We start from the raw sequence: 13892 nt of genomic DNA, 5'->3' as shown, positions 1-13892 counted from the left end.
TCTGTATCGCCCATGTACACAGCATCGTCCTCCGTGTCCGCCCCGCCCCGGTCGCAGCGTACGGTCGTGCCCGGAAGCGGACCGTATCTCGACCCCACCCATGTCGGGCGGACTCGGATCAGGACGGGGGCCGTCACCCAACCGCTCAGCGGGAGACTCGACTTGTCCGGCCCTCAGGGCGCGCAGTTGCGGATGGCCATCGCGTCGGTGCACCGGATCTGTCCGGAGTTCAATCCGGTGCAGGTGCTGCGCCGCAGCGGCCGTTCCGTACTGCTCGTCGGAACCACCGGGCGCACCACCGCGGTCGCCAAGTGCCTGCTGGACCACTCGCCGGTGTGGACCGAGAGGTTCAGGCACGAAATAGCGGTTTATCGCTCGTTCGTCCGGCACCGGCCACCGGTGCGGGTGCCTCGGCTGGTGGCGGCGGACCCGGACAACTGCACGCTGGTGATGGAGCGGATGCCGGGCCGGGCGGCGGCGCTGACCCGTCATCCCGTGGAGGCGCCGCCGCGGGGCGATGTACGGGCGGCACTCGGCGCGATCGCCCGGCTCAACACCTGGCGGCCCCCGGCCGGGCTCTTCGACGCGCCGCTCGACTACGCGGCACGGATCGCCCGCTACCACGAGCTGGGCCTGTTCACGGACCGGGATCTGGGCGATCTCCAGAAGCTGCTGCACGGACTGGCGGCCGGCCGGCAGGGCATGGGCCAGTTCTGCCATGGCGACGCCCTGCTCTCCAACATCCTGCTGTCGTCGGCCGGTCCTGTGCTCGTCGACTGGGAGCACGCGGGCTGGTATCTGCCGGGGTACGACCTGGCGACGCTGTGGGCGGTGCTCGGCGACGCACCGGCCGCGCGGCGGCACATCAGTCAGCTCGCGCAGGTCAGGGGGCCGGCGGACCGGGACGCGTTCCTGGTCAATCTGATGCTCGTACTGACCCGGGAGATCCGGATGTACGAGACGGCGGTGCAGCGCGCGATGCGTGAGGCGCCGGAGCCGGGCGCCGGTCCGTCGCCGTCGTCCGCCTCGTCGCCCTCGTCCTCGGCCGGCTCCGCGGCGGCGCCGGGGTCCGCGCCGGGCGGACCGGCCACGGGCGAGGAGCAGCGGCTGCTGCTGCGGCGGCTGCACGACGACTGCGCGATGGCGCGGCGGGCCGTGCGCGCCGCGGTCGGCACCCGCTGAGTCACTCACCGCCTCGCACCCGGCCGCGCCCGAGGCGTGACCCGACGCGTCGCCGCCCGCCGGGCCGTCCGTAAACCCGCCGCGCCGTCCGTCGTCCCGGGCCGGCTCCGTCGGATCGTCCGGCCCGCCCGTCCGCCCCTGGGGCGGAGAGAGAACCGCGCCGCGCGCCCTGTGCCATCACACGGGGCGCGCGGCGCGTTCGGGCCGCTGTCCGCCATGGCGACCTGGGCCGGTCCCGGCCACGCACCCGCCGCGGTCCCGCCGTCGCCCAGCCCCCGGGCAGCACTCCGTATACCTTCATTGGTTCACTCCACTGACGCGCCGCAGGCCGGGGCAGCACCGCCGCGAAACTCCGTCAGACCTGCGCTGACGTGCGAAATCCCCGCTGTGGTCGATGATTGACGGATCGTCCGGGAGCCGATACCTCTGTAGGCACTCGGCCCGGCAGGCCCTTCGCGCACCACCCGTCACTGGAGGCTGCATTGCAAGGTTCCGTCCCCCCACCCCCGAGATTCCGCCGCGCACGCGCGCTGAGAGCGGGCGGAGTCGTCGCATCCGCCGCCCTGCTGCTCCCCCTGGTCTCCGCCGCCCCCTCCGCCACCGCGGAACTGCCCGGACCGGGTGACCTCCAGCGTGATTTCGCCGTGGCGGCCGAGCGCTACCGGGTGCCGGAGAGCGTTCTTCTCGGGGTCTCGTATCTTCAGTCGCGCTGGGACACCCACAGCGGCGCCCCGAGCGTCTCCGGCGGCTACGGTCCGATGCACCTCACCGACGCCAGGACCGCGCTCGCCGAGGCGCCGCACCATTCGGACGGTACGGAGGACGCGCGCGGCGACCTGTCCCGTCCGGCGCGGACGGCGGACACGGCGAGTGCGGCGCGGACCGCGCGCAACGCCGCCGCCCGCGTGCCGAAGGCGTCCGAACTGCCCGCCCGGCTGCGCACCCTGGACCGCGCCGCCGCGCTGACCGGCCTGCCCGCGAAGGAGCTGCGGGAGAGCGCCGCCGCCAATGTCCTGGGCGGCGCCGCCCTGCTGGCCGCCGCCCAGCGGGAGCTGGGCGAGCCGCCGAGCGCCGATCCGGCCGACTGGTACGGAGCCGTCGCCCGCTTCTCCGGCGCCGACGACACCGCGACCGCCACCACCTACGCCAACGATGTGTACGACGTGATCAGGGGCGGCGAGCGGCGTACGACGGACAGCGGCCAGCGCGTGGCGCTCCGCGCGGTCCCCCGGATCGCGCCCGACACCTCGGGGACCGCTCGGCTCGGCCTGCGCCGCACGGCGGGCGCGCCCGCGACGGAGTGTCCGCGCACGGTCGCCTGCGAGTGGATCCCCGCGCCGTACGAGGAGTTCGGCGACAAGGACTACGGCAACCATGACAAGGCCGACCGCCCGGCGGCCCAGTCGATCGACTACATCGTCATCCATGACACCGAGGGCTCGTGGGACACCACGATCAAGCTGATCCAGAGCCCCGACTATGTGTCGTGGAACTACACCCTGCGCTCGTCCGACGGGCACATCGCCCAGCATGTGCTGGCGAAGGACGTGGCCTGGCACGCCGGCAACTGGTACGTCAACGCCAAGTCGGTGGGTCTGGAGCACGAGGGCTTCCTCACCGCGCCGGACGCCTGGTACACGGAGGCGATGTACCGCACCTCGGCGCGGCTGGTGCGGTATCTGGCGGACAAGTACGACATCCCGCTGAACCGGCAGCACATCCTCGGCCATGACAATGTGCCGGGCACGACCACCGCGTCGATCCCCGGGATGCACACGGACCCGGGTCCCTACTGGGACTGGGCGCACTACTTCCAGCTCCTCGGCGCGCCGTTCCAGGCGACGGCGGGAGCGGAAGCGGACGCGGTGACCATCCGTCCGCAGTACGCCTCGCACCAGCCGTCGTACACCGACTGCGACAAGGCGGGCCAGGCGTGCGCGCCGCACGGCTCGGGTGCCGTACGGCTGCACACCGCGCCCGACGAGAGCGCCCCGCTGGTGAAGGACATCGGGCTGCGCCCTGGCGGCGAGGACTCCACGACCGGTGTCAACGACCTGGGGGCACGCGCCTCGACCGGCCAGCAGTACGCGGTCGCCGAGCGCCGGGGCGACTGGACGGCGATCTGGTACCTCGGGCAGAAGGCGTGGTTCCACAATCCGCGGACGCGGCCGACCGCCGTGAACGCCAAGGTCCCGCTGCTGACGCCGAAGCCGGGCGTGACGGAGGTACCGGTGTACGGGCGTGCCTACCCGGAGGCGTCGGCGTACCCGGCCGGCATCCCGGTGCAGACGGTCGCCCCGCTGCCGTACAAGGTGCTCGCCGGGCAGCGGTACGTGGTGGGCGATCTGGCCCCGGGCGAGTACTACTTCGCGCCGGTGTTCGACATCACGGAGCACCGGGTGGTGCGCGGCAAGGAGATGTACTACGAGATCCAGATCGGGCACCGGGTCGGCTATGTGAAGGCGTCCGACGTCGAGGTGAGCGGGATGCGCCGCTGACGTACGGCGTAGGGGCGGGGAGCGAGGCGGGTGTCATCGGCCGACGGGGGGCCGATGACACCCGCCGTCTCCGTCCGCCGCACAGACGCGCGACCGGCGGAGTGTCAGTAGCGCAGTACCGCGGCGATCCTGTCGTGTGCGGCGAGGGTGCCGTCCGGCAGGAACACCACCTCGGCGCCGCCGTCCAGGGCCGTCTCCACCAGCTCGTCGACGATGTCGTCACGTACGTCGTTGCGGCCGCCGTCGCCGCTCGCCGCGGCCCGGCTCGCGGGTGCGGCCGTGAGCGCCGCCTCGTCGACCGGTACGAGATGGCCGTCGCAGACCCTGACCGTACGCCGGTAGTGCTCTTCGAGCGCGATCAGGTCGGCGCGCTTGCCCCGTACCGACTCCCAGACCTCGTCGAGCCCCGCGGCGAAGGTGCGCCGTCCCCTGGCCTCGTCCAGCCGGTTCAGTACGTCGTCCTTCTCGCGGCGCGCGTACTCCTCGACGACGGGCCGGAGTTCCTTCAGCAGCACCGGCGCGGGCCCGTCCGCCAGGCCGCCCTTGACCAGCCTGCCGGCGGCCGGCCGCGTGGCGCTGCCCGCCTCCTCCAGCAGGGCCAGCGCGGGCGCGAGACCCACCAGATAGAACGGCCTCGGCCGGCGCGCCAGCACCGCGCCCATCGCGTCGTCCACGGACCGCAGGAACTTACGGGTCTCCTCGTCGCTGAAGGTGCTCGGCGTGTCGCCGATCCGTTCCTCGCGCTCGACGTCCCAGCTCTCCTCGGGCGGCGCCATCGGGAATCCGTTCCCGCGGTGCTCGCGCAACGACTCGCCGGTCCCGCTCCACAGCGTGGCGCGGTCGGCCGCGACTCCCAGCACCCAGTACGGCCGTGACTGCGCGGTGGCGGCCACCAGATTCCGGGTGAGATAGCTGTCGCTGAGGACGACCCGCTCGGGCACCTCGCGCGGCAGATACCAGATCCGGTGCTCCTGGCCGTCCGCGAGGATCAGCAGTCCGTCGAGGGCGCGGCGCAGATCGACCTCGGTGAGGGCCCGGCCGAGCTGGGCGCTGAGCGCGGTACGGGCCCGCTTGTCCACCTCCGGGTCGGCCTCCAGCCGGTGCGCCGCCTCGGTGAGCAGATTGCGCAGCCGTACCGTGTCCTGTTCATGGCGGGGGTCACGCCGGTGCGTGGGCATCGTCAGGGACACCGCCGGATAGGGGCGCGAGCGCCGCAGCTCCCGCAGGACGTCGGGTGTCAGACCGTTGTTGTCCATGCTGCCCCTTCGCTCGCTGGACGGCCGGGCGGCGGGCGGACAGTGGCGTACGGGCCCCCTCGCCTCCCTCCATCGTGCGCGATTCCACCCGGTTTCGCGCGAGGTGCGGCCGTGACGATCCTGTGCCGATCACATCCGTACCGGGCCGTTCGGATCCGTACGGACCAGGGCCCCGTCCGCTGCCACACCGGACGGGGCCCTGGATTGTTCGGCCTGCGGCCGGTCTCCGGGGAATCCCTCTACGAACCGAAGACGTACGTCCGGCCCGCGGTGGCCCGGAAGGTCCGCTCCCCGCCCGGCAGCAGGGTGCTGCGCACGGTCAGCTCGCCCGTACGGCTCGCGCGCAGGACGATCCTGGTGGCCTTGCCGCCCGACCACTCGATGTCGAGCGTCGCCCCGCCGCGCGCCCGCAGACCTGTCACCCGTCCGTCGGACCAGGAGGCGGGCACGGCGGGCAGGACCTCGATCGGCCCGTGCTGGCTCTGTACCAGCATTTCCGCGATCCCGGACGTGGCACCGAAGTTGCCGTCGATCTGGAAGGGCGGATGGGTGTCCCAGAGGTTGGGCAGCGTGGAGCTCTTGAGCTGCTCGGAGAGCATCTTGTGCGCGTGGTCGCCGTCCAGCAGCCGCGCCCAGAAGTTGATCTTCCAGGCCTTGCTCCAGCCGGTGCCGCCGTCGCCGCGCGCGGTCAGCGAGACCTTCGCGGCCTCCGCCCAGGCGCTGCCCGCCTGGATCTGCCGGCCCGGGTGCAGGGCGTACAGGTGCGAGACATGGCGGTGGTCGTCGGTCCGGCTGTCGAGGTCGGTCTTCCACTCCTGGAGCTGGCCCCAGGAGCCGACGCGCAGCCCGGGGTCGAGATCGGCGAGCGCGGTCTCCAGCCTGCGGCGGAAGTCCGCGTTGTCGCCGAGGGTCCGGGCGGCCTCCAGGGTGTTGGTGAACAGGTCGAAGACGATCTGCTGCGACATCGCCGCGCCCACCGTGAAGTCACCGTGCTCGGGCGAGTAGCTGGGAGTGACGACCAGCTTTCCGTCGCGCGGGTCGGTCCGGAGATTGGCCAGCCAGAACTCCGTGGCCTCCTTCATCACCGGGTAGGCGGTGGAGCGCAGATAGGCGGTGGAGCCGTTGAAGCGGTAGTGGTCGTAGAGCTGCTGGGTGAGCCAGGCGGCGGCCTCGGGGAACCAGAAGGAGGTCGCCCAGTTGTGCACCCCGGTGAAGCCGTACGGATTGGTCTCGTTCTGGACGACCCAGCCGGTCGAGCCGAAGATCTCCCGCGCGCTCACCCGGCCGGGAGCCCGCATCGACTCGACATACCGGTCGTAGGGGGCGGTGGTCTCGGCGAGGTTGGTGACCTCGGCGAGCCAGTAGTTCATCTGGAGATTGATATTGACGTGATAGTCGGCGGACCAGGGCGGGTTGGTGACGTTGTTCCAGACGCCCTGGAGGTTCGCGGGCAGCGACCCGGCACGCGAGGAGGCGATGAGGAGATAGCGGCCGTACTGGAAGAAGAGTGCTTCGAGCGCGCGGTCGGCGGCGGTGGTGCCTCCGGTGTACCCGGCCAGGAGCTGATCGGTGGGCAGGTCGGGGAGCTGCTGGCCGATGTCGAGCGAGACCCGGTCGAAGAGCTCGCGGTGGTCACGCACATGGTCGGCGCGCAGGGCGTTGTACGAGCGGCGGGCGGCGGCGTCGACGGTCCTGGTGACGGCTCCGTGCGGGTCGGTGCCCCGGTACTGCGGATAGGTGTCGGCGTAGTCGGTGCCCGCGGCGAGCACGAACCAGGCGCTGTTGGCGCCGCTGACCGTAAGGGTGCCGTCCGGGCCCGCGGTGACCCTGCCGCCCTCGGCGCGTACCCGGATCTGCGCCTCGAACCGCAGCCCGTTGTCCTGGAGCGTGCCCCGGATGGTCAGCCGGTCGCCGCTGGCGGTGGCCGTGTAGTCGTCGCGGGGCGAGGTGTAGCGGAGGATGAAGCCGGTCTGCCCCGGCCGGTCGGCGGAGAACCGGCCGGCGATCACCTGGCCCGGGTACGAGGCGAAGAACTCCCGGGTGTGGGTGACGCCTTCATGGGTGTACGAGACGGCCGCGAGAGCCGAGCCGATGTCGAGCGAGCGGCGGTACGAGCTGTCGGGGGCCGTCGGCGCGCCGGGTACGGCCAGTTGCAGTTCGCCGAGGACCTGATAGGCGCCGAAACCGTGCTTGGGCTGGCCGAGTTCGGCGGCTACGGTCTCGGGGGTGAGCTTGCCCTCCGCGTCGAGACGCTGCTGTACGGAGGCGAGGGCGCCGGGCCGGGGCGTGGTCCAGTTGCCGTGGTCGTATCCGCCGGAGGCTCCGGGGCCGCCGGTCCACAGCGACTTCTCGTTGAGGGTGAGCCGCTCGGTGGCGAGCGTCCCGAAGACGCTGGCGCCGAGCGCGCCGCTGCCGATGGGCAGCGTTTCGCGCTCCCAGTCAGCGGCAGGCTTTTGATACCAGAGAGTAAATTCATCGGAGGTGTCATGGCCCCCTGCGAGGGCGGGCACGGCCGGGACTCCCAGCGTCAAGGCGCCGGTCACCCCTAGTGCGGACTTGATCGTGGTTCTGCGGCTGATCCCAGGCGTCATGGCCCGGACGTTAAAGGTCCGATGACGGAATTGGCAATACGCATGACAAATTCGGTTCACAGGCAGCACGAACAGGGCCGCGCCGGCCTCCTGTTCGGAGGCGGCGCGGCCCTGGATCCGTCGGTGTACAGCTCAGCGCGGGAGCCGGTCGCTCAGCCCTGCTGGAACAGCTCCGCGGGCAGCGGCTTCAGCAGCGCGTACAGATCGTCCGTGATCGGCCGGTCCCAGCTCGCGATGGTGACCAGGACATGGTCACTGCGGTCGAACTGCACACAGGAGATCCGGCTCTCGGACAGCTTGAGACGGCGGACGATCAGCAGATTGTCCCCCTGCATCACCGGGATGTCCTCGCTGCCGACGACCTCGACCGGCTCCTCGTTCTCCAGCGCCAGCAGAAGCTGCGCCACCTCGAACGGGATCTGTCCGTCCACCAGCTCGCGCGCCGGTGACCCCTCGGGCAGATTTCCGATGATCATCGCGGGGCCCCGGCCGCCGAAGAGGTCGTACCGGAGGAAGACACCCTGGCAACTGCCGTCGGGGGCGGGCAGCAGACCGGCGCCCAGGTTTCCGGGCCAGTCACCCGGGTCCATGGCCAGGACATCGAAGTCCGGGCCGGCGGGTGTGGCGGCGCTGCGGCGGCGGAGGAAGGACATCCCACTATGGTACGGGTTCGCGCCACTTCCCCGGAGCCGGGTGGACCCTCTTCCGGGGAGCCTGAAGCGGTTCGGCGGAAGCCGTTTTCCGTGCGTCGGTGCTGGTGGGACGGATGGTGCGAGTGATACGGAAGCGGCGGCCCCGCGCGTACGGCGACGGCCGCATCCGGCCGTCAGCCATGGGCGAACACACGCGTGCCACATGCCGGAAACGTATGCCGGATCCGCCGCACCCGGCTCAATCACCGCCGTACGGAGGCGAGTCGGGTGCGGAAGCCCGGAAGACCGTCGGAGGCCCCGCTCAGGTGAGGTCGAACTCCCCCTCACGCGCGTTGATCACAAAGGCCCGCCACTCGGCCGGGCTGAAGATCAGCGACGGGCTCTCCGGGCGCCCGCTGTTGCGCATTGCGATAAAGCCCTCCACGAAGGCGATCTGGACGTCACCCGTGCCCCGGCTGCTCGACTGCCATTCCGCGTTGCTCAGATCGAGTTCCGGCTTGTCCCAGCCCGAAAGCGGCTTCTGGGTGGTGGTGCTGTCGGCCACGTCCTGCTCCTCCCGCTGCGTCGTCCGCTGCCAGCCTATCGACCGGCGACGGTCCCCGACAGGCCACGGCGGACGGACCCTCTTCTCCCTTGCGCGGGCGAGGAGTTGGCCCCGGTCCGGTCACGGGCTGATGGCGAGGAAGACGAACGCGGCGAAGATGCCCAGGTGAACGCCGCCTTGCAGCAGGGTGGCCCGGCCGGGTGCGACGGTCAGCGCGCCCACCACCACGGTCAGCGCGAGCAGCACCATATGGGTCGAGTTCAGGCCGAGGACGAGCGGTCCGCTGAGCCAGACGGTGGCGAGCGCGATGGCCGGGATCGTCAGCCCGATACTCGCCATCGCGGAGCCGAGCGCCAGATTGAGGCTCGTCTGCACCCGGTCGCGGCGGGCGGCCCGTACGGCGGCGAGTGTCTCCGGCAGCAGCACCAGCAGGGCGATCACCACACCGACCACCGCCTGCGGCAGCCCGGCCGACTCCACTCCCGACTCGATGGTCGGTGACACCGCCTTGGCATCGCCGACGACGGCGACCAGCGACACGACGAGCAGCACCGGGCTGAGCAGAGCCGCGTAGTGCCCGGGCGGCGGGACGTGCGGCTCCTCCTCCCGTACCTCGCCCTCCGGGGTGACCGGCAGGAAGGAGTCGCGGTGACGCACCGTCTGTACGGTGACGAACAGCCCGTACAGAATCAGTGAGGCGGCCGCCGCGAAGCCGAGCTGCGCCGGGGAGAACTGCTGTGCCGGCTTGCTGGTGGTGAAGGTGGGAAGCACCAGGGTGAGCGTGGCCAGTGTGGCGACGGTGGCCAGGGCGGCGCCCGTGCCCTCGGGGTTGAACACGGCGACCCGGCTGCGCAGCGCGCCGACCAGCAGACAGAGGCCGACGATGCCGTCGCAGGTGATCATGACGGCGGCGAAGACGGTGTCCCGGGCGAGCGTGGCCGCCTTGTCGCCGCCGCCCACCATCAGGGTGACGATGAGCGCGACCTCGATGACGGTCACCGCCACCGCCAGGATGAGCGAGCCGAAGGGCTCCCCCACCCGGTGGGCGACGACCTCGGCGTGGTGCACGGCCGCGAGGACCGCGCCCGCGAGACAGAGGCCGACCAGGGCGACGGCGAAGCCGGGCAGTGAGCGCCCCCAGCTCAGCACCAGGGCGATCAGCGCGAGCAGCGGCACCACCACGGTCCACTTCGACACCAGTGATCTGATGCGGTCGCTCCACGTCACGCTGCTCACGTCGGCTCACGCTGCCAGAGGTGCCGGTGGTACGCGCGGCGGGCTGCGCCGGACGGCTTCCGCGGGGCGCTTCCGGTGATGCCGCGTCAGTTTCGCCGTGATATCGGGGCCGCGCGGGGCGGGAGGGTTGACACCGTCCGGACCCCGCAAGAAAGTTTCAGCATTCGATCGCGATCCCGAAAGATACTTTCAAGGGAGGGCTCTCTGATGGCGCAGGACGGTTCGGGCGACGGTACGGACGGCGGCGCGGCCGACGGGATCAGCCGGCGCAGGCTGAGCGGCGGGGTGCTGGCCCTGGGCGGGGCGTTCGCGCTGGCGCCGGTTCCGTTCGCCGAGGGCACGGCCCGCGCGGCGACGGCCGGACCGGGCGGCGGAGGCCCGGGCGCCGGGACCGCTGGGCGCCCGGGCCAGGGGCCCGGCTCCGGGCGCCGGACCCTGCGGCGCGGCTCGGCCGAGCGGGCCGGTCTGATCCCCCGTGAGCTGGAGCGGCTGGTCGGCGACGCGGTGGCGTTCCTCGGCCCCTCCCCCGTCCGCCCCTGGTACGCGGGCGCCGTGCTGCTCGCGGGCCGGGGCGGCACGGTCGCCCTGCACCAGCCGATCGGCAAGGCCGTGCGCTACTCGGCGTACGACGAGAAGACCGGCGAGGGAGTCGAGTTCCCGGCGGAGCGGCAGATCGCGATGGCCGAGGACACGGTCTTCGATCTGGCGTCCGTCTCCAAGCTGTTCACCTCGATCCTCGCCGTCCAGCGAATCGAGCGGGGCGCGCTGGAACTGGAGGAGCGGGTCACGGCGTATCTCCCGGAGTTCGGGCGGGCGGGCAAAGATGGCATCACGGTGCGTCAGTTGCTGACGCACACCTCCGGCTTCCGCGCCTGGGTCCCCCTCTACACGGCGCCGACCTACGAGGGCAAACTCGAACTGCTGTGGAACGAGGCCCCGGTCAGCCCGCCCGGTACGGCGTATCTCTACTCGGACCTCAATCTGATCTCCCTCCAGCTCATTCTGGAACGCATCACCGGACAGCCGCTGGACACACTGCTCCGGAACGAGATCACCGCTCCGCTCGGGATGCACCGCACTCGCTACAACCCGCCCGCCTCCTGGAAGCCGAAGATCGCCGCCACCGAGGACGCCCGGGCGCCCTGGTCCGGACTCGACCGGGGCCTGGTGTGGGGCGAGGTGCACGATGAGAACGCGTACAGCCTCGGCGGGGTCGCCGGCCACGCCGGAGTCTTCTCCTGCGCCTGGGACCTGGCGGTCCTCGCCCGGACGCTCCTCAACGGCGGCGCCTACGGCCAGGCGAGAATCCTGCGTCCCGAGTCGGTGGAGCTGATGTTCACCGACTTCAACACGGACTTCCCCGGTGACGCCCACGGTCTGGGCTTCGAGCTGTACCAGCACTGGTACATGGGCGCGATGGCCACCCCGCGCACCGCGGGCCACACCGGCTTCACCGGCACCAGTCTGGTCCTCGACCCGACGACCGACTCGTTCCTTGTCGTCCTCGGCAACTCCGTGCATCCCGTGCGGAGTTGGCGCTCCGGCAGCGCGCCCCGGGTGGCGACCGCCGACCGGATGGCCCGGGCCGTCGCGGTCCGGCCGGAGCGGGGCCGTACCGCCTGGTTCTCCGGAATGGCCGGTGCCACCACGGCCACGCTCACCCTGCCCCCGGTCACCCCGGAGTCCGGGGACGCGCGGCTGTGCTGCTCCCTGTGGTGGGACACCGAGCCCGGCTCGGACGCGCTGTCCCTGGAGGCGTCGGCGGACGGCGGCGCGAGCTGGCGGGCGGTGCCCTTCACCACCGTACGGAAAGGGGAGAAAGGAGGGGTGCCGCAGGAGCACCCCACGGGCTCGGCGACCGGCTGGTCGGGACGGGTCTGGCACCGGCTGACCGCGGATCTCGCGCGGTGGCGCGGTACGGAGGTACGGCTGCGCTGGCGGTACACCACGGACCGGCTGTACGTCGGGCGGGGCGTGTACGCGGACGCCCTGCGGATCGAGGACGGCGGCCGTACGGTCTTCGACGAGGCGCGGCAGGAGGACAGGGCTCGTATCGAGACGGTGGGCTGGACGGCCTCCGAGGACTGACACCGCCCGCCCGCGGAGGGCCCGTACTCATCGCCCGAGGGCCGCCATCGCCGCGTTGTGGCCCGGCACTCCGCTCACTCCGCCGCCCCGGACGGCGCCCGCGCCGCACAGCAGCACATTGGCGTGCGCCGTCTCCACGCCCCAGCGCCCGGTCTCCTCGGTGGCGTACGGGAAGGAGAGGTCGCGGTGGAAGATGTGGCCGCCGGGCAGCCGCAGTTCGCGTTCGAGGTCGAGCGGGGTTTTCGCCTCGATACAGGGGCGGCCGTCCGAGTCCACCGCCAGACAGTCGGCGATCGGCTCGGCCAGCCGTTCGTCGAGCTGGGCGAGGGTCGCGGCGAGCAGCTCCGCCCGTACGGACTCGTTGTCCGCGGCGAACAGCCGGGCGGGGGTGTGCAGTCCGAACAGGGTGAGTGTCTGGTACCCCCGCTCCGCCAGCCCCGGTCCGAGAATCGAGGGGTCGGTGAGGGAGTGGCAGTAGATCTCGGACGGCGGGGCGCTCGGCAGCCGACCGGCGGCGGCCTCCCGGTACGCCGTCGCCAACTGCCCGTATCCCTCGGCGATATGAAAGGTCCCGGCGAAGGCCTCGCGCGGATCGACGGAGCGGTCGCGCAGCCGGGGCAGCCTGCGCAGCAGCATATTGACCTTGAGCTGGGCGCCCTCGGCGGGAGCGGGCGGCTCGTCGCCGAGGAGCGCGGCGAGGGCCTGGGGCGACGCGTTCACCAGCACCTGACGGGCCGTCACCGTGCCCTGGCTGTCGCCTGCCCGGAAGGAGACCTCGGCGGCCTTGCCGTCGGTGTCGATCCGGATCGCCTCGTGACCGGTGACGATCTCCGCGCCCGCCGACCGGGCGGCATCGGCCAGCGCGTCGGTGAGGGCGCCCATCCCGCCGACCGGCACGTCCCAGTCGCCGGTTCCGCCGCCGATCACGTGGTAGAGAAAACAGCGGTTCTGTACGAGTGAGGGATCGTGGGCGTCGGCGAAGGTGCCGATCAGGGCATCGGTCAGCACCACGCCCCGGACGAGATCGTGCTGGAACCGCTCCTCGACCACCGCCCCGATGGGCTCCTCGAAGAGCGCGCGCCAGGCGGTCCCGTCGTCGACCCGCGCGCGCAGCGCCTCGCGTGTGGGCAGCGGCTCGGTGAGGGTCGGGAAGACCCGCTCGGCGACCCGCCCCGTCATCGCGTAGAACTCCTGCCAGGCCGCGTACTCCCGCTCACCGCCGGTCAGCGCGGCGAAGGAGGCGCGGGTACGGCCCTCGCCGACCAGCAGTCCGCCGTCGCCGAGCGGGGTGTACGAGGAGACGGTCCGCTTGCGCACGGTGAAGCGCAGCCCCAGCTCCCGGACGATCTTCCGCGGCAGCAGGGACACCAGATACGAGTACCGGGAGAGCCTGGCGTCCATGCCGGCGAAGGGCCGGCTGGAGACGGCCGCGCCACCGGTGGTGCCGAGCCGCTCCAGTACGAGGACGGAGCGCCCGGCGCGGGCGAGATAGGCGGCGGCGACCAGGCCGTTGTGGCCGCCGCCGACGATGACGGCGTCGTACGAGACATGTGCGGGCATGGCTCTTGGTAACACGAGGCTGATCGCGGGGCCAGGGGGTGTCTTGTGGATCGGGCCCCGCGAGCCCGGCAAGATCGGCGAGACACCCCTTGGGGATACGGGTGCGCGGGGGTACGCGCCGCGGCCGACTCGGGGACACCGCCGGGGCACGGCGACCACGACCGTACGACCGCGCCTTCGCGGACCCGGGGTGCGGGGAGCCGGTCCCACCGGCCCGTACCGGCCCTTGGCCGAACGACATACTCCGGTCCCGGACGGCGCGCGGGCGCCGGTCCCGGACCGGA

The 13892-nt window shown here is 72.0% G+C and carries 9 protein-coding genes; 3 read left to right on the top strand and 6 right to left on the bottom strand.

Annotated elements, in window-relative coordinates; all coding sequences use genetic code 11:
• Window positions 1-12: 12 nt before the first annotated feature.
• Both KQY30_RS34330 and KQY30_RS34325 read left to right on the top strand, forming a co-directional pair.
• Complete coding sequence (locus KQY30_RS34330; protein ID WP_217310403.1) at window positions 13-1182, top strand: aminoglycoside phosphotransferase family protein; 1170 nt, start codon at window positions 13-15, stop codon at window positions 1180-1182.
• Between the two features lie 530 nt (window positions 1183-1712).
• Window positions 1713-3680: an N-acetylmuramoyl-L-alanine amidase gene (locus KQY30_RS34325; RefSeq protein WP_217311486.1), complete on the top strand. Its 1968-nt coding sequence runs from the start codon at window positions 1713-1715 to the stop codon at window positions 3678-3680.
• Window positions 3681-3784: 104 nt separating this feature from the next.
• Here KQY30_RS34325 and KQY30_RS34320 read toward each other — a convergent pair whose 3' ends face one another.
• The 5 genes from KQY30_RS34320 to KQY30_RS34300 all read right to left on the bottom strand — a co-directional run bounded on the left by KQY30_RS34320 (window position 3785) and on the right by KQY30_RS34300 (window position 9951).
• Window positions 3785-4936 carry a chemotaxis protein gene (locus tag KQY30_RS34320; protein ID WP_217310402.1) on the bottom strand — a complete coding sequence of 384 codons (1152 nt, stop codon included), beginning with the start codon at window positions 4934-4936 and terminating at the stop codon, window positions 3785-3787.
• Window positions 4937-5175: 239 nt separating this feature from the next.
• On the bottom strand, window positions 5176-7527 hold the full coding sequence (locus KQY30_RS34315) for a glycoside hydrolase N-terminal domain-containing protein (RefSeq protein ID WP_217310401.1): 2352 nt from the start codon (window positions 7525-7527) through the stop codon (window positions 5176-5178).
• A 152-nt stretch (window positions 7528-7679) separates the two neighbouring features.
• Window positions 7680-8180, bottom strand: a complete 501-nt coding sequence (locus tag KQY30_RS34310; RefSeq protein ID WP_046496399.1) for a hypothetical protein — start codon at window positions 8178-8180, stop codon at window positions 7680-7682.
• Between the two features lie 301 nt (window positions 8181-8481).
• Window positions 8482-8724 carry a DUF397 domain-containing protein gene (locus tag KQY30_RS34305; RefSeq protein ID WP_046496401.1) on the bottom strand — a complete coding sequence of 81 codons (243 nt, stop codon included), beginning with the start codon at window positions 8722-8724 and terminating at the stop codon, window positions 8482-8484.
• A gap of 120 nt (window positions 8725-8844) precedes the next feature.
• The gene (locus KQY30_RS34300) at window positions 8845-9951 is read right to left on the bottom strand and encodes a calcium:proton antiporter (RefSeq protein ID WP_217311485.1); all 1107 of its coding nucleotides are present in this window, start codon (window positions 9949-9951) and stop codon (window positions 8845-8847) included.
• Between the two features lie 216 nt (window positions 9952-10167).
• On the opposite strand from KQY30_RS34300, the gene KQY30_RS34295 reads away from it, so the two are divergent.
• The gene (locus tag KQY30_RS34295; RefSeq protein WP_217310400.1) at window positions 10168-12048 is read left to right on the top strand and encodes a serine hydrolase; all 1881 of its coding nucleotides are present in this window, start codon (window positions 10168-10170) and stop codon (window positions 12046-12048) included.
• A gap of 27 nt (window positions 12049-12075) precedes the next feature.
• On the opposite strand, the gene KQY30_RS34290 is transcribed toward KQY30_RS34295, so the two are convergent.
• The gene (locus KQY30_RS34290; RefSeq protein ID WP_217310399.1) at window positions 12076-13608 is read right to left on the bottom strand and encodes an NAD(P)/FAD-dependent oxidoreductase; all 1533 of its coding nucleotides are present in this window, start codon (window positions 13606-13608) and stop codon (window positions 12076-12078) included.
• Window positions 13609-13892 lie beyond the last annotated feature (284 nt).

It is taken from the genome of Streptomyces sp. GMY02 (genome assembly GCF_019056675.1).
Classification (GTDB): Bacteria; Actinomycetota; Actinomycetes; order Streptomycetales; family Streptomycetaceae; genus Streptomyces; species Streptomyces odonnellii.
The sequence above is the reverse complement of the archived record's forward strand: the minus strand, read 5'-3'. Positions and strand labels throughout refer to the sequence as shown.

Excerpts from the sequence above, each read along its gene's own strand:
- KQY30_RS34330 (WP_217310403.1), top strand. The coding sequence starts at position 13 with ATGTACACAGCATCGTCCTCCGTGTCCGCCCCGCCCCGGTCGCAGCGT.
- KQY30_RS34320 (WP_217310402.1), bottom strand. The coding sequence starts at position 4,936 with ATGGACAACAACGGTCTGACACCCGACGTCCTGCGGGAGCTGCGGCGC.
- KQY30_RS34315 (WP_217310401.1), bottom strand. The coding sequence starts at position 7,527 with ATGACGCCTGGGATCAGCCGCAGAACCACGATCAAGTCCGCACTAGGG.
- KQY30_RS34310 (WP_046496399.1), bottom strand. The coding sequence starts at position 8,180 with ATGTCCTTCCTCCGCCGCCGCAGCGCCGCCACACCCGCCGGCCCGGAC.
- KQY30_RS34295 (WP_217310400.1), top strand. The coding sequence starts at position 10,168 with ATGGCGCAGGACGGTTCGGGCGACGGTACGGACGGCGGCGCGGCCGAC.
- KQY30_RS34290 (WP_217310399.1), bottom strand. The coding sequence starts at position 13,608 with ATGCCCGCACATGTCTCGTACGACGCCGTCATCGTCGGCGGCGGCCAC.